Origin of the sequence: Acidovorax sp. SUPP1855, from assembly GCF_030158955.1 — a bacterium.
Lineage (GTDB): Bacteria > Pseudomonadota > Gammaproteobacteria > Burkholderiales > Burkholderiaceae_C > Paracidovorax.
This window is the reverse complement of record NZ_BQXI01000007.1, coordinates 25,987-47,328: the sequence shown is the minus strand read 5'-3', so window position 1 is coordinate 47,328 and position 21,342 is coordinate 25,987. Positions and strand designations below refer to the sequence as shown.

At 67.9% G+C, this 21,342-nt stretch carries 18 protein-coding genes; 8 read left to right on the top strand and 10 right to left on the bottom strand.

Annotated elements, in window-relative coordinates; translation table 11 throughout:
- Positions 1-9 precede the first annotated feature (9 nt).
- Both AVMA1855_RS08105 and AVMA1855_RS08100 read right to left on the bottom strand, forming a co-directional pair.
- On the bottom strand, positions 10-1,308 hold the full coding sequence (locus AVMA1855_RS08105) for a TRAP transporter large permease (RefSeq protein ID WP_284425316.1): 1,299 nt from the start codon (positions 1,306-1,308) through the stop codon (positions 10-12).
- Positions 1,305-1,862 (bottom strand): TRAP transporter small permease, encoded by a 558-nt coding sequence (locus AVMA1855_RS08100; RefSeq protein WP_284425315.1) that lies wholly within the window; start codon positions 1,860-1,862, stop codon positions 1,305-1,307. The genes AVMA1855_RS08105 and AVMA1855_RS08100 overlap by 4 nt, the downstream gene beginning before the upstream one ends.
- Positions 1,863-2,059: 197 nt before the next feature.
- On the opposite strand from AVMA1855_RS08100, the gene AVMA1855_RS08095 reads away from it, so the two are divergent.
- The 7 genes from AVMA1855_RS08095 to AVMA1855_RS08065 all read left to right on the top strand — a co-directional run bounded on the left by AVMA1855_RS08095 (position 2,060) and on the right by AVMA1855_RS08065 (position 8,109).
- Positions 2,060-2,998: a LysR substrate-binding domain-containing protein gene (locus tag AVMA1855_RS08095; protein WP_272565137.1), complete on the top strand. Its 939-nt coding sequence runs from the start codon at positions 2,060-2,062 to the stop codon at positions 2,996-2,998.
- Positions 2,999-3,183: 185 nt separating this feature from the next.
- Positions 3,184-4,071 (top strand): amino acid ABC transporter substrate-binding protein, encoded by an 888-nt coding sequence (locus tag AVMA1855_RS08090; protein WP_272565136.1) that lies wholly within the window; start codon positions 3,184-3,186, stop codon positions 4,069-4,071.
- A gap of 122 nt (positions 4,072-4,193) precedes the next feature.
- Positions 4,194-5,096 (top strand): amino acid ABC transporter substrate-binding protein, encoded by a 903-nt coding sequence (locus tag AVMA1855_RS08085; protein WP_284425314.1) that lies wholly within the window; start codon positions 4,194-4,196, stop codon positions 5,094-5,096.
- A 122-nt stretch (positions 5,097-5,218) separates the two neighbouring features.
- Complete coding sequence (locus tag AVMA1855_RS08080) at positions 5,219-5,950, top strand: amino acid ABC transporter permease (RefSeq protein ID WP_272565134.1); 732 nt, start codon at positions 5,219-5,221, stop codon at positions 5,948-5,950.
- 1 nt (position 5,951) lies between these two features.
- Entirely contained in the window at positions 5,952-6,644 is a 693-nt protein-coding gene (locus AVMA1855_RS08075; protein WP_284425313.1) for an amino acid ABC transporter permease, read from the top strand.
- A gap of 23 nt (positions 6,645-6,667) precedes the next feature.
- Complete coding sequence (locus AVMA1855_RS08070; RefSeq protein WP_272565132.1) at positions 6,668-7,405, top strand: amino acid ABC transporter ATP-binding protein; 738 nt, start codon at positions 6,668-6,670, stop codon at positions 7,403-7,405.
- 218 nt (positions 7,406-7,623) lie between these two features.
- Positions 7,624-8,109, top strand: a complete 486-nt coding sequence (locus AVMA1855_RS08065) for a hypothetical protein (RefSeq protein WP_502870298.1) — start codon at positions 7,624-7,626, stop codon at positions 8,107-8,109.
- A 61-nt stretch (positions 8,110-8,170) separates the two neighbouring features.
- Here AVMA1855_RS08065 and AVMA1855_RS08060 read toward each other — a convergent pair whose 3' ends face one another.
- Entirely contained in the window at positions 8,171-10,672 is a 2,502-nt protein-coding gene (locus AVMA1855_RS08060) for a glucose/quinate/shikimate family membrane-bound PQQ-dependent dehydrogenase (RefSeq protein WP_502870297.1), read from the bottom strand.
- A gap of 300 nt (positions 10,673-10,972) precedes the next feature.
- On the opposite strand from AVMA1855_RS08060, the gene AVMA1855_RS08055 reads away from it, so the two are divergent.
- Complete coding sequence (locus AVMA1855_RS08055) at positions 10,973-11,935, top strand: tripartite tricarboxylate transporter substrate binding protein (RefSeq protein ID WP_284404963.1); 963 nt, start codon at positions 10,973-10,975, stop codon at positions 11,933-11,935.
- Positions 11,936-12,014: 79 nt separating this feature from the next.
- On the opposite strand, the gene AVMA1855_RS08050 is transcribed toward AVMA1855_RS08055, so the two are convergent.
- The 7 genes from AVMA1855_RS08050 to AVMA1855_RS08020 form a co-directional block, all read right to left on the bottom strand.
- Positions 12,015-12,842 (bottom strand): HAD-IIB family hydrolase, encoded by an 828-nt coding sequence (locus tag AVMA1855_RS08050; protein WP_502870300.1) that lies wholly within the window; start codon positions 12,840-12,842, stop codon positions 12,015-12,017.
- Positions 12,843-12,961: 119 nt separating this feature from the next.
- The gene (locus tag AVMA1855_RS08045; RefSeq protein WP_284425310.1) at positions 12,962-14,806 is read right to left on the bottom strand and encodes a hypothetical protein; all 1,845 of its coding nucleotides are present in this window, start codon (positions 14,804-14,806) and stop codon (positions 12,962-12,964) included.
- Positions 14,807-14,897: 91 nt separating this feature from the next.
- Entirely contained in the window at positions 14,898-16,700 is a 1,803-nt protein-coding gene (locus AVMA1855_RS08040) for a hypothetical protein (protein WP_284425309.1), read from the bottom strand.
- The gene (locus tag AVMA1855_RS08035; protein WP_284425308.1) at positions 16,697-17,710 is read right to left on the bottom strand and encodes a glycosyltransferase family 2 protein; all 1,014 of its coding nucleotides are present in this window, start codon (positions 17,708-17,710) and stop codon (positions 16,697-16,699) included. The genes AVMA1855_RS08040 and AVMA1855_RS08035 overlap by 4 nt, the downstream gene beginning before the upstream one ends.
- Positions 17,707-18,060, bottom strand: a complete 354-nt coding sequence (locus tag AVMA1855_RS08030) for a DMT family transporter (RefSeq protein ID WP_272565124.1) — start codon at positions 18,058-18,060, stop codon at positions 17,707-17,709. Before AVMA1855_RS08030 ends, AVMA1855_RS08035 begins: the two co-directional genes overlap by 4 nt.
- A gap of 21 nt (positions 18,061-18,081) precedes the next feature.
- Entirely contained in the window at positions 18,082-19,497 is a 1,416-nt protein-coding gene (locus AVMA1855_RS08025) for a hypothetical protein (protein ID WP_284425307.1), read from the bottom strand.
- A gap of 47 nt (positions 19,498-19,544) precedes the next feature.
- Positions 19,545-21,173: a peptide chain release factor 3 gene (locus AVMA1855_RS08020; RefSeq protein ID WP_272565122.1), complete on the bottom strand. Its 1,629-nt coding sequence runs from the start codon at positions 21,171-21,173 to the stop codon at positions 19,545-19,547.
- Positions 21,174-21,342 lie beyond the last annotated feature (169 nt).

Here is a 21,342-nt window from a genome sequence, read left to right as displayed (position 1 = left end):
TCGATGGGGTCAGTAGCCCAGGCGGGCGGGCAGCCACAGCGCCAGCTGCGGGAAGGCGATGACCAGCACCATGACGACGAACATCGCCAGCAGCATCGGCCCCACCCAGCGCACGGTGGACTCCATGCGCACGCCGGCGATGCGGCACGACACCATGAGGTTCACGGCCAGCGGCGGCGTGAACTGGCCCAGGGCGACCTTGAGCGTGAGGATGACGCCGAACCACACCGGGTCCCACTGGTAGTGCTGCATGATGGGCAGCAGCAGCGGCACGAAGATCAGGAAGATCGAGATGCCGTCGAGGAACATGCCCACCGTGATGAGCAGCAGGATCAGCAGCGCCATCACGCCGTATTCGCCCAGGCCCGAGTTCACGATGGCCTTGGCCACCGGATCGATCACGCCCAGCGTGGACAGCGAGAACGCGAAGATGCCGGCCAGCGACACCACCAGCAGGATCACGGCCGAGAGTTCGCCCGCCTCGCGCAGGATGGGGAACAGGTCGCGCACCTTGATCGTTCGGTGAATGCACATGCCCACGAACAGGCCGTAGAACACCGCCACCACGGCCGCCTCGGTGGGGGTGAACCAGCCCGCCCGCATGCCGCCCAGGATCAGGACCGGCGCGGCCAAGCCCCAGGAGGCCTCGCGCAGGCTGCGCCAGAACGGCGGGCGCGGCATGGAGGATTCGAGCGCGCCCATCTTGTGCCGGCGGGCCAGCCACACCGCGGGCACGATCAGCGCGATGCCGGCGAGCACGCCGGGAATCATGCCGGCCGCGAACAGCGCGGGCACCGAGGCGCCTGGCACCAGCACCGAATAGATGATGAACGCGACGGAGGGCGGGATCAGGATGTCGGTGGCCGCCGCGGCGCCCACCACGCTGGCGGAGAACGAGCCCGGATAGCCCGCCCGCGACATGGCCGCGATCATCACGCCACCCACCGCGGCCGCATTGGCCGGGCCCGAGCCGGAGATGCCGCCCAGGAACATCGCCACGGCGATGGCCACCAGGGGCAGCATGCCCGGGCCGCGGCCCACGATGGCCACCGCGAAGTTCACGAGCCGAAGCGCCACCCCGGAGCGGTCGAAGATCGAGCCCACGAGCACGAACATGGGAATGGCCAGCAGCGGGTACTTGCCCAGGCCGGCATAGAAGTTCTGGGGCACGGCCAGCAGGCCGAACCACTGGCTGTCGGCATTGGCCAGCGCAATGGCCGCCACCCCCGCCAGCCCCAGCGCGGCGCCGATGGGCACGCCCACGAACATCATGGCGAGGAACGCCACGAACAGCAGGGTCGCGATCATGCGGAAGTGTCCTGCCGGCCCGCCGAGGAGGCCGTGCGGCTCCGGCGGATGAACAGCCCCACCGCCCGCCAGGTGATCAGTGCGGACAGCAGCGGCAGCCACACCGAGTACCACCACTGTGGTACGCCGATACCGGGAGAGGTCTCGCCGAAGCGGTAGTCGTCCCACACTACCCGCACGCTCAGCACGGCGATCACGCCGAACAGCAGCGCCACCATCAGCGCACCGAAGCGCGCCAGCGCGTGCCGGCGGGCCGCCGAGCCGCCCTCGGCGAACCATTCGATGCGGATGTGCTGGTCGCGCGCGACCGCGGCGGAGCCCGCCACCAGCGCCAGGACGATCATGAGGAAGACCGAGATCTCCTCGGTCCAGGCGAAGGAGGAGTTGGTGAAGTATCGCACGAGCACGTTGGCGAAGGTGATGAGGGCCAGCGCTGCCATCACGATGACGGTGAGCCAGTCTTCGATGCGCAGGGAGCGGGGAGCGTCGTCGGGCGGTGCGGCAGGCCGTGCCGCGTCGTGGGACACGGGCCCGGACGGGGGAAGTGAGGACATGGGAGGCAGAGGGTCGAGAGAACGGACAACGTGGCGTGCGGGTCACTCTGCCCGCCGGCCTTGTGCGCCAGGGGCCCGGACGGGGCGGCGCTCGGAGCGCCGAAGCCATTTTGCAAGCAAACGTGGCAGGGCCCGGTGCAGGGTTTCCCCAAGGGGCCTTGCGGCGCAGGCGCGCGCGGCCCCCGATAATGCGCGCCATGGAAACCAAGTGGCTCGAGGATTTCGTCAGCCTCGCGGAAACGCGCAGCTTCAGCCGTTCAGCGCAATTGCGCCACGTGACCCAGCCGGCGTTCTCGCGCCGCATCCAGGCGCTGGAGGCCTGGGCCGGCACCGATCTGGTGGACCGCAGCTCCTACCCGACCCGGCTCACGCCCGCGGGCAAGACGCTCTATGAAGAAGCGCTGGAGATGCTGCAGGCCATGCAGAACACCCGCGCCATGCTGCGGGCCCACACCAGCGCCGGCAAGGACATGATCGAGTTCGCGGTGCCGCACACGCTCGCCTTCACGTTCTTTCCCGCCTGGCTGTCGAGCCTGCGCGAGCGTTTCGGGCCGGTCAAGAGCCGCCTCATCGCGCTCAACGTGCACGATGCCGTGCTGCGCCTGGTGGAGGGGGGGTGCGACCTGCTGATCGCCTACCACCATCCCTCGCAGCCCTTCCAGCTCGACGCCGACCGCTACGAAATGGTGACCCTGGGCCAGGAAATCCTCTCGCCCTATTCGCGCGCCAATGCCGATGGCCAGCCCCTGTTCAGCCTGCCGGGCCGCGCGGGCGAGCCGCTGCCCTACCTGGGGTATGCACCCGGGGCCTATCTGGGCCGCGTGACGGATTTGATCCTCAAGCAGTCGGGCACGGCCATCCACCTGGACCGCGTCTATGAAACCGACATGGCCGAGGGACTGAAGGCGATGGCGGTCGAGGGGCACGGGGTGGCCTTCCTGCCGCACAGCGCGGTGAAGAAGGAACTGCGCTCGCGCCGCCTGGTTAGTGCGGCGCCCCCGGGCGTGGAGGACCTGCAGATGGCGATGGAAGTGCGGGCCTACCGCGAAAAGCCGTCCGGCAAGGAACCCTCCAAGGGCATCGCGCAGTCGCTGTGGACCTACCTGCAGGCCCACAGTACGGACAAGCCCCTTTGACCGCAGGGTCAGGTTATGTGTCAAATGCATATTCCACCGTGCATTTGGCATTGGAAAGACCGTGTGACGGGACGTACATTCCGTCCCGGCGTCCGGAGCGAAGTGCACAAGCCTTCGCCCAACAGAGAGGCCCGGCCTGGCACGGTGTTTGCTCAGGTTAGAACTTACGAACTTTGAGACAAGCCATGAAAACATTCCATTGGAAGGCCGTATGGGGCGTTGCCGCCTTGTGCTGGGGCATGGCTGTCTCCGCGCAGGGGGTACTGGAGCGGGTCACCGCCGGCGGCAAGCTGGTGCTGGCCTACCGGGAATCCTCGGTGCCCTTCTCCTATGTGGACGCCGGCAAGCCCGTGGGCTATGCGGTGGAGCTGTGCCAGCGGATCGCCGAGGTCGTTCGCAAGAAGACCGGCCGCAAGGACATGGATGTGGAATTCGTGCCGGTCACCTCGGCCAACCGCATGGAGACCATCGAGAAAGGCCGCGCCGACATGGAGTGCGGCTCCACCACCAACAATGCCGAACGTCGCCAGGTCGTGGCGTTCACTGTGCCCCACTTCATCACCGGCGCCCGCCTGCTGGTGCCGGCCCAGAGCAACGTGGACCGCATCGAAGACCTCAGCGGCAAGAAGCTCGTGTCCACCAAGGGCACCACGCCCTTGAAGGCGGCACAGCAGATCAACCGCGAGCGGCTCCTGCAGATCAACATCGTCGAAGCCCCGGACCATGCCCGGGCCGTCGAGATGGTGGAAAAGGGCGAGGCCGACGCCTTCGCGATGGACGACGTGCTGCTCTACGGCCTGGCGTCCAACCGCCCCAATCCGGCCGCCTTGAAGGTGGTCGGCAAGTTCATCACCACCGAGCCGCTGGCCATCATGCTGCCCAAGAACGACCCCGCGTTCAAGAAGCTGGTGGACGACGAGATGCGCCGGCTGATCACCAGCCGCGAGATCTATCCCATCTACGACAAGTGGTTCGCCCAGCCCATCCCCCCGTCCAACCGCGCGCTCAATCTTCCGGTGAGCTATCTCTTGCGGGATTTCTGGCGCTATCCCACCGATCAGGTTCCGTTTTGAGCGCCGTTTTTTAGCTGCGCTGACCCGATGTTCCGGGTATTCGGCATGGTGGCGAATTCCACTCCGTGCCACTATCTAGAATGATTGTTTCCGTTGTATCCGTAAGTTCTAAGGAGATCCTGATGAAGAAGCATTTGCTGGCAGTCGCCATCACCGCCCTGGCCGCAGGGAGCGCATTCGCGCAAGCCAACGACACGCTGGCCAAGATCAAGGCCTCCGGCACGATCACCGAAGGTGTGCGCGAATCCTCCGGCCTGTCGTACACCCTGGGTGACGGCAAGTACACGGGCTTCCACTACGACGTGTGCGCCAAGGTGATCGCCGACGTGCAAAAGCAGCTCGGCCTGGCCAAGCTGGACGTCAAGTACCAGCCCGTCACGTCGCAAAACCGCATCCCCCTGGTGCAAAACGGCACCGTGGACATCGAGTGCGGCTCCACCACCAACAACGCGGCCCGCCAGAAGGACGTCGCCTTCGCGGTCACGACCTATGTCGAGGAAGTGCGCATCGCCGTCAAGGCCGATTCGGGCATCACCGGCATCAAGGACCTGAACGGCAAGAACATCGCCACCACCACGGGCACCACCTCGGTGCAGACGCTGCGCAAGAACAAGCGCGCCGAAGGCCTGACGTTCAAGGAAGTGTTCGGCAAGGACCATTCCGACAGCTTCCTGCTGCTGGAATCCGGCCGCGCCGACGCCTTCATCATGGACGGCTCGATCCTGGCTTCCAACATCGCCAAGTCCAAGAGCCCCAACGATTTCAAGATCGTCGGCGAAGTGCTGAGCGTGGAACCCATCGCGATCATGATCCGCAAGGACGACCCCGCCTTCAAGAAGGCCGTGGACGACAGCATCAAGGCGCATATCAAGTCCGGCGACATGGCCAAGCTGTACGACAAGTGGTTCCTGCAGCCCGTGCCCCCGAACAACGTGAAGATCGGCCTGCCAGCGAGCGAAGCGACGAAGGCGGCCTGGGCGAACCCCAACGACAAGCCCATGGAAGAGTACGCCACCAAGGACTGAGCGCCCGGCGCTCGCATGCGGCAAACGCCCACCTGACGGTGGGCGTTTGTTTGTTTCCCCGGCAGGGATGCCCGGGATGGGGCGCCAAGTTTGAAGACAACGAGATTTGAGAAGGATTTCCCATGGGATCAAATTGGGATTGGCAAGTCTTCCTGCAGGACCCAGGGGGTGAATACCCGACCTACCTCCAGTGGATGCTCTCTGCCTGGGGCTGGACGGTGTCGGTGGCCCTGCTGGCCCTGGTCATCGCGCTGGTGATGGGATCGATCGTCGGGACACTGCGCACGCTGCCCGACAACAAGGTGCTGGTCGGCTTCGGCAATGCCTGGGTCGAGCTGTTCCGCAACATTCCGCTGCTGGTGCAGATTTTTCTGTGGTACCACGTGCTGCCGGCGATCTTCCCGGTGCTCAAGGGCGTCTCGGGCTTCATCCTCGTGGTGCTGGCGCTGGGCTTCTTCACCTCGGCACGGATCGCCGAGCAGGTGAGGGCGGGCATCCAGGCCCTGCCGCGCGGCCAGCGCTACGCGGGCATGGCCATGGGCTTCACCACCGTGCAGTACTACCGCTACGTGCTGCTGCCGATGGCGTTTCGCATCATCATTCCGCCGCTCACGAGCGAGACGATGAACATCTTCAAGAACTCGTCCGTGGCCTTCGCCGTGTCGGTGGCCGAACTGACGATGTTCGCGATGCAGGCGCAGGAAGAGACCTCGCGCGGCATCGAAATCTATCTGGCCGTGACGGGCCTGTACGTGATCTCGGCCTTCGCCATCAACCGCATCATGGCCTTTATCGAAAAGCGCACGCGCGTTCCCGGCCTGATCGTGTCCGGCGGCACGGGGGGAGGCCACTGACATGATGAATCTCGACCTTTCCTTCTACAACTGGGACATCATCAGCAAGTTCGTCGTCAAGGGCTTTTACTTCAGCATCATGCTGACGCTGATCGCCACGGTCGGCGGCATCCTGCTGGGCACCGTGCTGGCGCTGATGCGCCTGTCGGGCAAGAAGTGGCTGGACGCGCCGGCCACGTTCTACGTCAACGGCATGCGCAGCATCCCGCTGGTGATGGTGATCCTGTGGTTCTTCCTGCTGGTGCCGGCCTCGTTCTACGCGGCCCTGCCCGGCGGAATCGGCACGAGCTACCGCTCGGAGCTGTCGGCCATCATCACCTTCATCGCCTTCGAGGCCGCGTACTTCAGCGAGATCATGCGGGCCGGCATCCAGTCGATCTCCCGCGGACAGGTGTTCGCGGGCCAGGCGCTCGGGATGACCTACGGCCAGAACATGAAGCTCGTGATCCTGCCGCAGGCGTTCCGCAACATGCTGCCCGTGCTGCTCACGCAGACCATCATCCTGTTCCAGGACACTTCGCTGGTCTACGCCATCGGCGCCTACGACATGCTCAAGGGCTTCGAGACGGCGGGCAAGAACTATGGGCGGCCGATCGAGGCCTACCTGCTGGCAGCCGTCGTGTACTTCGCGATGTGCTTCGCACTGTCCTGGGTCGTCAAGCGCCTGCACCGGAAAATCGCCATCATCCGCTGAGCGGAAAGAGTGAGGAAATAGCAATGATTGAAATGAAGAATGTCTCGAAGTGGTACGGCAGCTTCCAGGTGCTGACCGACTGCTCCACTTCCATCCAGAAGGGCGAAGTCGTGGTGGTGTGCGGCCCGTCGGGCTCCGGCAAGTCCACGCTGATCAAGACCATCAACGCGCTCGAACCCTTCCAGAAGGGCGAGATCTTCGTGGACGGCATCGCCGTGCACGACCCCAAGACCAACCTGCCCAAGCTGCGCAGCCGCGTGGGCATGGTGTTCCAGCACTTCGAATTGTTCCCCCACCTGTCGGTGACCGAGAACCTGACGATCGCGCAGATCAAGGTGCTGGGCCGCGGCGCGGACGAGGCCAAGAAGCGCGGCCTCAAGATGCTGGACCGCGTGGGCCTGTCGGCGCACAAGGACAAGTTCCCCGGCCAGCTGTCGGGCGGCCAGCAGCAGCGCGTGGCGATCGCCCGCGCGCTGTCGATGGACCCCATCGTGATGCTGTTCGACGAACCCACGTCCGCCCTCGACCCCGAAATGGTGGGCGAAGTGCTGGACGTGATGGTGGGCCTGGCCAACGAAGGCATGACCATGATGTGCGTGACCCACGAAATGGGCTTCGCGCGCAAGGTCAGCAACCGCGTGATCTTCATGGACGTGGGCGGAAAGATCCTGGAGGACTGCTCCAAGGACGATTTCTTCAACAACCCGGATGCCCGCCAGCCGCGCACCAAGGACTTCCTCAACAAGATCCTGCAGCACTGATCCGCTGCGATCCCCCGAGCCCCTGCGCCCCCGTCGCCAGCAGCAGGGCACGAACGAGAAGCGCCCCCCGGGGCGCTTTTTTCATGGGCATCCGGGCAGGGACGGCGGGGTGGCGCAACAATGGGGCGCCCTGGCGGATGGGGCCGTGGTTCGCGACCGTCCGCTTCTCTTTTCCCCTGCGTGCGCGTTGCCCGCCTTTCCTGGATCCCCAATTGCCCATGCCACTGCCCGACGACATTCAGGCCGACGATGCAGCCGCTGGCGGCGCATGTGCAGGCGCTGGTGCGGGTCGGGAAGTGGATGCCCGTGCGGGAGCGCATGGCCCGGATTGGCAGGTCGTGCACCTGCACCCCTCTGCCCCGCAGCAGCCGGGGCAAGGTGCGCCCTGCAACGGCTGCGGCCTGTGCTGCCTGGCCGAGCCCTGCCCGATGGGCATGCTGGTGTCGCGCCGCCGGCATGGCCCGTGCGCGGCGCTGCGCTGGCGCGAAGAAGGCGCTGGCGGCGATGCCGCACCGGGCCGCTATGTCTGCGGCATGGTCGCGGACCCCGGCGAGGTCATGGGCTGGCGCAGTGCCTGGGCCGTGCGGCTGGTGCGCGCGCTGGCCCGGCGCTGGATCGCGGCCGGCATCGGCTGCGATGCGCCGCCGCTGCGGGTGCCTGAGGGGGCGGTCCATCCCCAAAAGGGCCCAGGCAGATTGCTATAAAAATAATAGCTATATGCCCTAGTATCGATTGTGCTGGAGGCCTTTTTGGTTCAAAACCTTGTCAAGTGCGCGGCAGGGCGTAGGCGATCAGCCAGTCCCCCGTGCGCGTGCCGAGCGAGCCGTGCCCTCCCGCCGCCACCACGATGTACTGCCGGCCATCGGCCCCGGTGTAGGTCATCGGGGTGGCCTGGCCGCCCGCGGGCAGGCGGCTCTTCCACAGCTCGTTGCCGTTGGAAACATCGTAGGCCCGCACGTAGTAGTCGAGCGTGCCGGACAGGAAGGCCACGCCGCCGGCCGTGGTCACCGGGCCGCCCAGGTTGGGCACGCCCATCTTGAACGGCACGGGCACGGGGGCCAGGTCGCGCACGGTGCCGTTCTTGTGCTTCCAGATGATCTTGCCCGTGGTCAGGTCCGCGCCGGCCACATAGCCCCAGGGCGGCGCCTGGCAGGGAATGCCCAGCACCGAGACGAAGGGCTTCAGGCGCACGGCGAACGGCGCGCCCACGTTTTCGTTCAGTGCGGGCAGCATGCCGTGCGGTGGCGCACCGCCGGGCTGAACCAGCAAGGTGGTGTCGTCGGTGCGCGGGATCAGCTGCGAGGTGAAGGCCAGGTAGGTGGGCGTGGTGAACGCCATCTCGCGCTGCGGGTCCACGGCCACGCCGCCCCAGTTGAACACGCCGAAGTTGCCGGGATAGACCAGGGTGCCGCGGGTGGAGGGCGGGGTGAAGCGGCCTTCGAAGCGCAGCTTCTCGAACGCGATGCGGCACATGAGCTGGTCGAAGAGGGTCACGCCCCACATGTCCGCGCCGGTGAGCGGTGCGGGGTCGAACGACAGGGCCGATTTGGGCTGCGTGGGCGCGGTGCGGTCGCCCTCGGCGGCGCCCTGGGGGGCGGGCACCTCGGTGACCGGCAGGATGGGGGTGCCGGTGCGACGGTCGAGCACGAAGACCTCGCCCTGCTTGGTGGGCTGCACCAGCGCGGGAACGCGCTCGCCCTTGACGGTCAGGTCCACCAGGCTGGGCTGCGCGGGCACGTCGTAGTCCCACAGGTCGTGGTGCACGGTCTGGAAGTGCCAGCGCACGCGGCCGGTGGCCAATTCGAGCGCGACGACGGAGGACGAATAGCGCTCCACCTCGGGGCTGCGGCGGCCGCCCCACTGGTCGGGCGGCTGGTTGCCCATGGGCACGTAGACCAGGCCCAGGGTTTCATCCACGCTGGAGATCGACCAGCTGTTGGGCGAATTGGCGGTGTAGGTTTCGCCGGGGCCGATGGGCGCCGTGGCCTCGGGTTTGGCCGAATCCCAGTTCCACACCAGCGCGCCGGTATGCACGTCGTAGGCGCGGATCACGCCGGACTGCTCCTTGGTGGAGGCGTTGTCCAGCACGGTGCCGCCGATGATGACGAGATCGCGCGTGACCACGGCGGGCGAGGTGGAGTAGTAGGCGCCGGGGCGGCGGTTGGGCATGCCGGTCCACAGGTCGATCTGCCCGGTGCCGTTGCCGAAATCGGTGCACAGGCCGCCGGTGCGCGGGTCCAGCGCGAGCAGCCGGCCATCGGCCGTGGGCATGAACAAACGCCCTTCGCAGGACGCGGTGGGCAGGGCGGGTGCCGAGGCCGGCACGGGTGTGGCCGGCTTGGCTGCGGGTGGGGAAGAGGGCGCTGGCGCGGCCGTCGGAACGGCCGCGGTGCCGGCGGTGGCCGGCTCGGGCGGCTGGTACGACAGGCCGCGGCAGGTCAGGTGCTGCAGCGCCAGTTCGCCTTTGCCCTGCACCTGGGTGTCGTAGCGCCAGACCTGCGCGCCGGTGGTCGCGTCGAGCGCGATGACCGACTGGTGCGGGGTGCACAGGTACAGGCGGTTGCCGACCTTCAGCGGCGTGACCTCGAAGGTCGTCTCCTGCGGATCGCCGGGCTCGCCGCGCACGTCGCCGGTGCGGTACTGCCAGGCGACCTCCAGGCCGCGCACGTTGTCGGGGGTGATCTGGCCCAGCGGGGAGTAGCGCTGGCCCTCGCCGGTGCGGCCGTAGGCATGCCATTCGCCGGGCGGGATGGCGCCGTTGTCGCCAGGGCCGCCAGCCGCGGCAGGCACCGTGGTGGTGGGGGTGGGGGCGGCATGCGCGGCGAAGGCGCCGGGCACGTCGTGCGCGTCATGGAACCACGATGCCACGGCCACGGCCAGGAAGGCCGCCAGCGTCACGCCCAGCGCACGGCGCGGGCCGCGCTGCGATGGCGAGACCAGGCCGCGGGACCCCCAGGGCGTGAGCAGCAGCACGCCCAGCACGAAGAACACGTCGCCCCGTGCGGCGAGCGGCCACCAGTCCAGCCCGGCCTCCCACAGCGACCACAGCAGCGTCACCAGCACCAGCCCGGCATAGACCCACAGGGCGGCGGGGTTGCGCTGGGCCAGCATCCAGCCGGCGAGCAAAGTGGCCAGGCCCGCGGGCAGGTAGTACCACGAGCCGCCCAGGGCGATGAGCCAGACCCCGCCCACGCCGATGGCCAGGCCGATCACGACGAGAAGCACCCCCAGGAAAACAGGCGCGTGGCGTTGGTTGGGCATGACCATTCCTCTTGAATAGGCAGTTCCCGGGCATGGCCTGCGGGCCGGATGTGCGGGGGGTGGGGCTGGGAAGCGGCACGCTGGAAGTCGCGTGCGCCGGGGGTGACGTTAAGCGGGCACCCCGCGCCCCCGTGTCGGTTCCGCCCGTCGGCCCATGTAGGACGAACGCACCGGCCCTTCCGGCGCCGTTGCAATGGGGTCCGTGCATGACGCGTGCGTGACAGGGCCTCAGGGTTTCCGGCCTGCAGGGACGGGGCTGCCCTGCGCTGCAATGGCGGTTGCTTACTTTGCGAGAACCGACCGACCATGCAGCGCCGCCATCTCATGCAGCTCGGGGCCGCGGCCCTGGCCGCCCCCGCCCTCACCGCCCGTGCCCAATCCTTTCCCGCCCGGCCCATCAAGCTGGTGATCGCCTTCCCGGCCGGCGGGCCCACCGACATCACCATGCGCGTGCTGGCCGACAGCGCCGGCAAGGCGCTGGGCCAGCCGGTCATCGTGGACAACAAGCCCGGCGCCGGCGGCACGCTGCCCGCGCAGCTGCTGCAGTCCTCGGCGGCCGACGGCTACACGGTGGCGCAGATCCCGCTGGGCGTGTTCCGCATGCCCTACACCACCAAGATCAACTGGGACCCGGTCAAGGACATCACCTATGTGCTGAACGTCACGGGCTACGCCTTCGGCGTGGTGGTGCCGGCCGATTCGCCGTTCAAGACCTGGGCGGACTTCGTGGCCTATGCCAAGGCCAACCCCGGCAAACTCAGCTACGGCTCCACCGGCACGCTGACCAGCCCGCACCTCACGATGGAGCTGGCCGCGCAGCAGCTCGGCCTGCAACTGCTGCACGTGCCGTACAAGGGCAGCGCCGACCTGATGCAGTCCATCCTGGGTGGACAGATCATGGCCGCGGCCGACTCCACCGGGTTCGCTCCGCAGGTCGAGGCAGGCAAGCTGCGCGTGCTGAACACCTGGGGCGCCGAGCGCCTGGCGAAATTCCCCGATGCGCCCACGCTCAAGGAACTGGGCATCGACGTGGTGCAGAACTCGCCCTTCGGCATCGGCGCACCCAAGGGCACGCCGCCGGACGTGGTCAAGCGCCTGCACGATGCGTTCAAGCAGGCGATGGACCAGGAGTCCTACCGCACCGCGCTGGCGCGATACGACATGGTGCCGATCTACATGGACAGCGCGCGCTATCGCCAGTTCGCGCAGGACACCTTCACGCGCGAGAAGGCGCTGGTGGAGAAGCTGGGCCTGGGCAAGCCGCTGTAGGCCCCCGCGCACCGGGGCGGGGCGCTGCTTGCGATGGACTGATTTGCTATGAAAATAATAGCTACAAGGGCAATATTTTCTAGGGCATGCGACCCATTGCACCCAAAATGGCCTGCGCGACCTCGGCGAAGCCCGCGCCGCGCTCGCCCCGGGTGACGTAGCGCGGCCGGTGGCGCAGCTGCGGCACGAAGCGCGCCACGTTCGCCACGCCCACGCTGTGGGCGAAGCGCTCGAACATCAGTTGGTCGTTGGTGGAGTCGCCCACGTACACCCAGCGGTCGATCTCGGCGTCTAGGTCGCGGCCCAGGCGCTCGCGCACGATCCAGCGGGCGCCCTCCAGCTTGTTGTGCGCCCCGAACCAGCCGTTGATGTGGATGCTGCTCACCGTGGCGTGCATGCCCGCCGCGTGCAGGCGGTCCACCACCTGGTCGATGGCGGCCTGCGGCAGGTGCACGAACTCGCTGTGGTCGATGGCGATGTCGCACTCGCGCCCGGCGGAATCGGTGGCGCGGCGCGCGCCCGGCACTTCGCGCTCGATCTGCGTCAGCACGGCCTGCATCCGCGCGTAGTTGGCCGCCCGCGTCGGCGCATCCTGTTGATACCATTTTGATAGCACGATGTCGGCGTTTTCATTGCGCTCGAGGGCATTCTGGTTCCGCTCCGCCACCAGCGCCACCGCGCCGTTCTCCGCCACGATGGCGTCCACCGGCCACGCAGCCGCGAAGGGCTCGCTCCAGCCCACGGGGCGCCCGGTGATCGGGATCACGTGCAGGCCCGCCGCTTTCAGGTCCGCGATGGCGGCCAGCGCATCGGCGGTGATGGCGCCGTCGGTGGTGAGGGTGTCGTCGATGTCGGTGAACACCCCGGCGAGCGTGGCCGGCGGTTGCCACGCGGCCAGGGGCTGCAAGGTGGCGGGGAGGGGGGAGGGCGAAGGCATGGCGGTGGCAGGAAAAGGCGTGGCCGGAAAGTCGGGAAGGGGAGGCGCCCACCAGGGCCTGGGCCGCCCCGTTGGGCGTCCCCTGGCCCTCAGCGCTTGGCGAACTCGATGATGGCCCGGTAGAAGCGGTCGGAGCCGTCCTTCGTGTTGTCCGGTCCCAGCTCCATGCGGTTCACGCCGTTTTCGGCGCTGCCCTTGAACCGGTTCGGAATCACGGAAAAGTAGTACGGGCTGATGAAGCGCGCGCCGCCGGTGTAGTGCGACTGCATGGCCGCCAGGTGGGCACCGTCGCGCTTCCACTGCTGCGGATTGAATTCCGGCACGCCGTAGTCGGCGATCTTGCGTTCGGCCAGGAAGCCCCGCACCCAGTCGCTGTCGGTGGCGCCGCCATACAGGTTGATGCCGTGCTTCCAGGGCAGCGAGCCGTGCAGGGTCTGGTCCGCCGCGAAGAGCTGCGGGTTCCAGGAGGAGTTCACGTTGGGCACGATCTGGTGGGAGTACAGCTTGTCGGCCGGCAACCCTTCGCTCGAGGCGATGCGGTGGAACTCGCCCAGCAGCCGCGCCACCTGCTGCTCGCGGTAACGGTTCCAGTCCCGCGCCAGTGGGTTGAACAGCACGCCCTGCTGCGGCTTGGGCAGGTCGAGCCACGAGCGCACGCCAGGCAGCTCGCTCGCGGCCTTCATGCCGAAGACCTCCGGCGGGCGGCGGGTGGGCGGCGCCACGCGGCGGTCGCGCGGCATCACCGTGAACTCGGTCTGCGCCACCTCGAAGCGCGCCCCGCCCACGCGCGCCACGATCTGCGCCATGTGCTTGCCGGGGCGCAGGGCACTGAAGTCCACGTCGGTGCGAAAGCCCACGTTCGGCGTGGTGACCTCGTCCAGCGCGCGGTACACGTCCAGCCGGTTGTAGCCGCGCCCCACCGGGCCGATGTAGCGCGCATCCAGGTACAGGTCGAGGCCGGTCACGCGGCCTGCGGGGTCCCACAGCCAGCCGGAGAGCGGCAGGGTGCCGTCGGCGAAGGCGTCGTAGTGCTCGCCCAGGCTGCTGGCCGGCTCGCGGCTCACATCGTGCGACGGGGCGGGAACGGTGTTGAACGCGGCGTAGGCCGTTCCGGCCTGCCGGTTGAGCGCCGCGATGCTGCCGTACTGCCTGGCCAGGTAGGCCTGGAAGCCCGCCACCGAGGCCGGGCTGTAGTCGGTGGTGCGGATGTTCTGGTACTCGCCCATGCCGTGTTCGAAATCGGGGAACAGGTGGTGCAGTTCGCCCGCGAGCGTGATGGCGACGATGCGCTGCTGCTGCTCCGCAGGCAGGGCCTTGATGCGCCGGGCCACGTAGCGCAGGGCCTCGTAGCGGTAGCGGTTGACCGGAATGCTCGCATCCGTCTCCAGCGTGTAGGGCGCGATGCGGTAGCCGAAGTAGCCCAGCTCCAGCGGCTTGCCTCCAGGCAGTTGCATGAGGTTGCGCGGGTCTTTCTCCAGCTCGTCGGTCAGGGGACCAGCGGAGTCAAAGTGGTCCCCGGCCAGGTACAGCACGACGGGGCGTTTCACATCGGCCACGAGCTGCAGGAATTCATCGACCCGCGCCGTGTCAATCTCCCAGCCGCTGGCGGTCCTGCGGTACAGCGCCAGCAGCTGGAGCGTAGCCGTGAAGCCGATCTGCACTTGCCCCCGCGGGCCGCCGGGCTCCAGCGTGTCGAGCAGGCGGTTGATCGCCGCCGCGCCCGTGCGCTTGCGCGCGTGGCACAGATCGATGGCCGCTTCGTAGGTCTTGACCCGCGGGTCGTTGGCGGCCTCGTCGCACACCATCGTGCCGACGATGGTCGGGGCGACGATGAACGGCGCGCGCGCCGGGCGGGGGGCGGTGTCCGCCTGCGCAGCGGCTCCCAGCAGGGACAGTGCCGCTGCCAGAATCCGGTGAGCGTTGAAAAAGCGCATGGCAGAGTGTCCGTCAAGGAAAAGAGCTGCAAGGCCATGTCCGGCCGTGCAGAAGGGCCTCCGGTGTGGGGGGCTGGGGGAAAGCGGAGTCTCAGGGTGGGCTGAGCGCCTTCTCCCGGTAGAAACGTCCCTCGCTGGCCTCGTACAGGCCCAGCTCGCCGAACTGCATGCGCGTGCCCGGCTTGCAGTGGAACTCCATCGTCAGGCGCCCTGGCGGGCCGGGCATCAACAGCGGCATCGTGCCCCAGGTGATGTCCTGCCCGGCCTTCAGGCCGTCCAGGCGCACGAGGCTGGCGCGTGCGGCACCATCGGGCCGGGTGTAGCCCACCCACAGGCGCTGGCACTGGCCTTCCAGGCGCTCCAGGGGCAGCCGCAGGATGGAGATGCCATCCATCTTGAAGACCTTCGCGCGCCACTCGACCAGGGCTTTCCCGGACGCCATGGGCACCTCGGCCGTGAACGGGTCGCCCTCCCACCCCTGGGTCTGGACCGTGCCGGGCTCGGCCATCTGCAGCAGCACGGGGTGCCCGAGGCTCAGGTCGGGCATGAGCGGCGCGCTGGTGCGCAGGTGGTAGGCGCCCAGCGCCACGCCCGCCACGATGGTGGCCAGGGCGCCGCCCAGGGCCATGCCCCGGCGTGGCTGGCGCCACAGCATCGCCACGCCCTGCGCGGCCAGCAGCACGAACAGGATATCGAGCGCGCTGATGCTGTAGCGCGGGTTGTAGAGCACCGGCACGTGCACCGCGCACTGGTAGGCCTCGGCGCCGGTGACCATCCACACCATCAGGTGCCGGCGTCCGCCCCACGCCCCCAGGCACGCCAGGATCACCAGCACCACGCGCCAGGACCGGTCGTTCATGACATGGCGGTCCAGGTGCGCGCGGCTGAAGAACAGCACGGCGCCGAGCTTTTGCACGTACATCTGCGCCAGCACCGGGAAGGGCGTTTCGCGCAGCATGGTCTTGGCCACGGCCATCAGGCGGCGGTCGCCCTCGATCGAGAGGTGCCCCTGGCCGTCCGTGATGGTGGACTCGTCATGGACCAGTCCGAAGTACGGCGGCTCGTAGCCCGACAGCACGGGGTTGCTGCCGAAGTACAGCGCCGCGCCTGTGCCCGTGGCGACAATGGGCCGGCCGAATTCCTCGTTCTGCCGCGCCATGTAGGCGCCTACCAGTGCGAGGGCGATCAGGTGCACCGCCGCGATGCGCACGGCCGCCCCGCGTTGCGCGCCCTGCAGCTTGCGCGATGCGGCGAAGAAAGCCACCACGGCGAACGGCAGCCAGTACATGTAGGTCCCGCGGGTCAGGGTGGCCGCGGCGAGGGCCAGGCCCGCCAAAACCACGGCGCCGATCCGCCAGCGCGCTGCGCGCGTACCGGCCGTGGTGTCTACCGCATAGGTGGTGGCCCAGAGCCACACGGCAACCAGGAACACGAAGGGCGCTTCGCCCATGAGCACCGCCCCGGCCTCCACCAGCATGTGGGGCAGCACGAACAGCCAGGCCGCGGCGGCGGCGGCCACGCGGCCGCCGATCTTGCGTGCGGTATCGAACGTGAGCACCAGCGCCACGAGCGAGATCGCGAGATTCGCGGCCTTGACGGCCACCGGGTCCGCCCCCGAAAGCGCCATGTAGACGACCGCGCCGGGCGCCACCTTGAGCATCTTCGGATCGCTGAACAGCTGCGCCGCATCCTCCAGCAACTGGCGCGCCAGCGGCAGGTAGGTGTGCAGCGAGTCGAACGGAATTTCCACCCGCGTGAGCACTTCCACCGTGCGCGCCGCGTAGAAGATGAGGGGCACGACCAGCCCCCACAGCATCCAGTGCAGGGTGGCGCGCTCGGACGGTGCGAGGGTGTGGCTGGCGTTGGGAGCGATGTGGCCTTGGGAGACGCTCATGGCATGGCCTTTCCCGCCAGGTCGGCGGCGGCATCGAGGTCGTCCGGATGCAGGTAGGTGCTCAGTGGCTCGGTGGGCACGCTGCCCACGTCGTAGTGCAGGAACGCCACCAGGAACTGGATGCCGATGAGCACCGGCAGCGCCGCCAGCATCACGGTGCCGCTCGTGGCCGGATGGGTGCCGTAGGCGCTGTTGATCCAGTGCATCGCGCCGAACAGGCCCCCGGCCAGTAGCAGGAGCATGCCGAAGAGGCTGTAGATGGAGCCCACGTTGAAGTCGCGCACCAGATAGCTGTACACATAGCGCCGGGCCAAGCGCGAGGCGTGCTTCTTCAGGAATTCGGGCAGGACCTTGCCGATCTTGAGGTTCGATTCTTCGTCCGCGTACACGGCGTCCATGGGCACGTCGCGCACCACCGCCCGCAGCGTGTTCAAGCGGAACAGCATGTCGGTCTCGAAGAAGTAGCGGCGCTCCAGCTTGTCCAGCGGAAGCTCGCGCAGCACGCTGGTGTGGATGGCGGTGTAGCCGTTCGTCGGGTCCATGATGGACCAGTAGCCGCAGCTGAGCTTGGTCATGAACGACAGCACGGCATTGCCGAACAGGCGCATCCCGGGCATGCCGCGCACCGATTCGGGCCGGAAGAAGCGGTTGCCCTTGGTGTAGTCGGCCCGGCCGTCCTGGATGGGGCGCACGAAGAGCGGCAGCAGGCGGGGGTTCATCTGGCCGTCGCCGTCGATCTTGACCACGATGTCGATGCCGTCTGCGACGGCCTGGCGGTAGGCCGTGACCACGGCCCCGCCCACGCCCTGGTTCTCGGGGTTGAACAGCACCTGCACGCGCGGGTCGGTGCAGTGCTGCTGGACGAAGGCGCCGCTGCCGTCGGGGCAGGCGTCGTCCACCGCGTAGATGCGGGACACGCTGGCCGGAATCGTGCGGATCACCTCCAGCACATGCTGGGTGACCTTGTAGCAGGGGATGGCGACGGCGACGCTCATGGTGTGCTTCGTCATGCCGAAGCCCTCCCCGCCACGGCGATGCCTGCCAGGATCAGCGCCCCCCCGATGAAGGTCTGCAGATGCAGCGGCTCATCGAGGAACAGCCACCCCAGCGCCGGCACGATCAGGAAGGCCAGGCCCATGAACGGATAGGCCAGGTGCAGCGGTGCGCTGCGCAGCACCCAGATCCACAGCAGCGTGGTCACGCCGTAGAGCGCCAGGGCGACGATGAGCCAGCCGTTGAAGATCCAGTCGGTCAGCACCGGCTGGGCCGGCAGCATCATGGCGGCCTTCTTGAACAGCAGTTGCCCGAGCGAGATGCCGAGCACGCACAACAGGGTCAGGGACGTGAGTAAAAGGGACATGGTGAGAAGGCAGGGGGCGTGTCATGCCGACACGGGGCGGGCCGGGGTGGGGCGGCGCAAGGCGAAAGCGGGAAGCAGGGCCAGGGGCAGGGTGAAAAACGGTAGGAGATAACGGTATTCGCCCGCGGTGGACAGCAGGAAGATGGCCACCAGCTGCACGGCCATGGGCAACGCCACGATCAGCACGGGCAGGTCGCGCCGGGCGATGCCACGGCACAGGGCCCACACCAGCAAAATCATGCCGAGCCAAGGGGTCCACAGCAGCCACCGCCATGCATGGCTGGCCTTTTGCAGGGCGATGAAGCGGCGCTCCACGCCGCGCAGGTCGAACTGGCGAAAGACCGACGCCGACTGCGTGCGCTGCAGCACGTAGGTGGCGTAGGTCACGGAGGGAAAGCCGCCCTGCGCGAGCGCGGCGGCCAGGAAGACGTTGACCCGGCTGGCGATGAAGTCGGGCAGGTTCTGCCAGAGGTTGTAGGTGAAGAATTCACGCACCAGTGCCTTCTGGTCGGGCTGCGGCAGGCCTTGCACCTGTGGGCCTTCGGGGTGGAAGACGAGCATGTCCCAGTACGCCGGGTCGGCATAGGCCTGCAGTTGCGGCAGGGGGCGGTAGCGCCCGAGCATCTCGATCGTCGCGGGCGACACCTTGGGCCGGTCCAGCACCCAGGGATCGTTCATGTGGGGGTACTGGTCCCACAGGCGGTTCATGGCCCGGGGCTTGAGAAAGTTCACGGTCTCGAAGACCACCATGGGATAGACGGCTTCCTGTGTCCTGGACGGATGCAGCTGGTGGCCCGCGAACATCGCCGAGCCCACCGCACCGATGACCGCCGCCAGCGTCCAGCGGCTGCGGCGGTCCAGGAGCAGTAGCACGGCAACGGCCGGCAGCAGAAAGACGATGCCGTTCGGCCGGGCGAAGGCCGCGAAGGGCAGCGCCACGGCCACCATGGTCAGCGAGGCCGCGCCCATCGTGCGCTGGCGGGCCGCCAGCCACAGCTCGAACAGCAGGCCGCAGGACGCCACGGCGAAGATGCCGTCCGGGTACAGCGTGCCCATGAAGTAAACCATGTGCGGTGCCAGGCACACCAGCACCAGCACCACCGCGAAGCTCTTTCTCAGGCCCTGCCGCCAGTACCACGCCAGCACGCGGGCGAAGATCAGCGCGCACAGGCACAGCAGCACCGCCACGGGCACTTCCACCCGCCGCGTGCCCTCGTAGAACAGGCGCACGAAGTAGTACCAGAAGACGGTCTTGCCGGAGCGGAAGTCGCCTGCGCGCTCCACCTCCAGCAGGATGGACACCGAGTCCTCCCCCAGGATGCCGGGCCAGAAGGCCATCAGCCAGGTGCCGTACAGCGCCATCAGGGCGCTCCAGATCACCAGAAAGGGGGCGGCTGCCCGCCAGCCATCCCGCGGGGCACGGACCGCGCGGGCCATGGAAGGGGATGGCAGCGTCGCTCCCACGGTCGGGCGATGGTCTGCGCTCAACCGGCGGCCTGCAGCGCCAGGCCGGCGTGCTCGCGCAACGGATGGAAATGGATCTTGGGAAACCGCTCCTGGGCCAGGCGCACGTCGTAGGGCGAGGTGCACAGGTAGGCCAGCGTGTCCGCCGCGTCGTGCGCGAGCCGCAGCGGGTAGGCATCGGTGAACGCACGCAGGTCGGCCGGGCTGTCGGCGGTGATCCAGCGGGCGCCGGTGTACTGGCAGCCCTCCAGCCGCACGTCGGCGTCGTATTCGGTCTTGAGGCGATGCTGCACCACTTCGAACTGCAGCTGGCCCACCGCACCCAGCAGCATGGCACCGCCGGCGTCGGGCTTGAAGACCTGGATCGCGCCTTCTTCACCGAGCTGGGCCAGGCCCTGCTGCAGCTGCTTGGTGCGCAGCGGGTTCTTCAGGATGACCGTCATGAACAGTTCGGGCGCGAAGAACGGCAGGCCGGTGAACTGCAGGCTGGCGCCGTCGGTGATGGTGTCGCCCAGCTGCACGCCGCCATGGGTGGTGAAGCCGATGATGTCGCCGGCATAGGCCTCTTCCACCGCCTCGCGGCGCTGCGACATGAAGGTCACCACGCTGGTGGGGCGCAGTTCCTTGGCGGTGCGCTGCACCTTGAGCTTCATGCCCGGCGTGTACCGCCCCGAGGCCACGCGCACGAAGGCGATGCGGTCGCGGTGGTTGGCGTCCATGTTGGCCTGTACCTTGAACACCACGCCTGAGAAATTCTGGTCTTCGGGCTGCACGGTTTTCTCGACCGGCTGCTTGTTCACCTGCAGGCTGCTCAGGCGGGGACGCGGCGAGGGGGCCAGGTCCACCAGCGCATCCAGCACTTCCATGACCCCGAAGTTGTTCACGCCGGAGCCGAAGAACACCGGCGTCTGCTTGCCGGCGAGGAAGGCCTCGTGGTCCCAGGTGGGCGAGGCGCCCACGGCGAGTTCCATGCTCTCGATGGCGGCGTCGAATTCGCTGCCGAAACGCGCGCGCAGGTTGGCGGCGTCCGACAGGGGAATGGTCTCGAAGTCCTGCGGGCGGCGCTCGCTGCCCGACTCGAACACCGTCATGGCCTGCGTGCGCAGGTTGATGATGCCGCCGAAACCCTTGCCCTGGCCCACGGGCCAGGTCATGGGCACGCAGGGCATGCCCAGCTCGCGCTCGACCTCGTCCAGGATGTCCAGCGGTTCGCGCACTTCGCGGTCCATCTTGTTCACGAAGGTGATGATGGGCGTGTCGCGCTGGCGGCAGACCTCGATCAGGCGGCGCGTCTGCGCCTCCACGCCGTTGGCCGCGTCGATCACCATCAGGGCCGAATCGACCGCGGTGAGCACGCGGTAGGTGTCTTCCGAGAAGTCCTTGTGGCCTGGCGTGTCCAGCAGGTTCACCACGTGTTCGCGGTAGGCCATCTGCATGACCGAACTGGCCACCGAGATGCCGCGCTGCTTTTCGATCTCCATCCAGTCGCTGGTGGCGTGGCGGCTGGCCTTGCGGCCCTTGACGGCGCCCGCGATCTGGATCGCACCCGAGAACAGCAGCAGCTTTTCCGTGAGCGTGGTCTTGCCCGCGTCAGGGTGGGAAATGATGGCGAAGGTGCGGCGGCGCCGTGTTTCGGAGACGTAGGACACTGTGTTTTTTGGTGAGGGCGCGGCGCAGGCAGGTGGGCCGAAGTACGGGCGCCAGGGCCGGCGCGCTGGCGTGCCGCCGCGGAGGGCGCCCGCGGAAAAGTGGCCGTATTCTAATGGCCGCCCTCATGCCGGACCTCGGTGGGACCGCACCGGCCGGGCCCCGTGGCCG

Bases quoted from the DNA above. Each gene is read 5' to 3' on its own strand.
- AVMA1855_RS08105 (WP_284425316.1), bottom strand. From the start codon at position 1,308: ATGATCGCGACCCTGCTGTTCGTGGCGTTCCTCGCCATGATGTTCGTG.
- AVMA1855_RS08100 (WP_284425315.1), bottom strand. From the start codon at position 1,862: ATGTCCTCACTTCCCCCGTCCGGGCCCGTGTCCCACGACGCGGCACGG.
- AVMA1855_RS08095 (WP_272565137.1), top strand. From the start codon at position 2,060: ATGGAAACCAAGTGGCTCGAGGATTTCGTCAGCCTCGCGGAAACGCGC.
- AVMA1855_RS08090 (WP_272565136.1), top strand. From the start codon at position 3,184: ATGAAAACATTCCATTGGAAGGCCGTATGGGGCGTTGCCGCCTTGTGC.
- AVMA1855_RS08085 (WP_284425314.1), top strand. From the start codon at position 4,194: ATGAAGAAGCATTTGCTGGCAGTCGCCATCACCGCCCTGGCCGCAGGG.
- AVMA1855_RS08080 (WP_272565134.1), top strand. From the start codon at position 5,219: ATGGGATCAAATTGGGATTGGCAAGTCTTCCTGCAGGACCCAGGGGGT.
- AVMA1855_RS08075 (WP_284425313.1), top strand. From the start codon at position 5,952: ATGATGAATCTCGACCTTTCCTTCTACAACTGGGACATCATCAGCAAG.
- AVMA1855_RS08070 (WP_272565132.1), top strand. From the start codon at position 6,668: ATGATTGAAATGAAGAATGTCTCGAAGTGGTACGGCAGCTTCCAGGTG.
- AVMA1855_RS08065 (WP_502870298.1), top strand. From the start codon at position 7,624: ATGCCACTGCCCGACGACATTCAGGCCGACGATGCAGCCGCTGGCGGC.
- AVMA1855_RS08060 (WP_502870297.1), bottom strand. From the start codon at position 10,672: ATGGTCATGCCCAACCAACGCCACGCGCCTGTTTTCCTGGGGGTGCTT.
- AVMA1855_RS08055 (WP_284404963.1), top strand. From the start codon at position 10,973: ATGCAGCGCCGCCATCTCATGCAGCTCGGGGCCGCGGCCCTGGCCGCC.
- AVMA1855_RS08045 (WP_284425310.1), bottom strand. From the start codon at position 14,806: ATGCGCTTTTTCAACGCTCACCGGATTCTGGCAGCGGCACTGTCCCTG.
- AVMA1855_RS08040 (WP_284425309.1), bottom strand. From the start codon at position 16,700: ATGAGCGTCTCCCAAGGCCACATCGCTCCCAACGCCAGCCACACCCTC.
- AVMA1855_RS08035 (WP_284425308.1), bottom strand. From the start codon at position 17,710: ATGACGAAGCACACCATGAGCGTCGCCGTCGCCATCCCCTGCTACAAG.
- AVMA1855_RS08030 (WP_272565124.1), bottom strand. From the start codon at position 18,060: ATGTCCCTTTTACTCACGTCCCTGACCCTGTTGTGCGTGCTCGGCATC.
- AVMA1855_RS08025 (WP_284425307.1), bottom strand. From the start codon at position 19,497: ATGGCCCGCGCGGTCCGTGCCCCGCGGGATGGCTGGCGGGCAGCCGCC.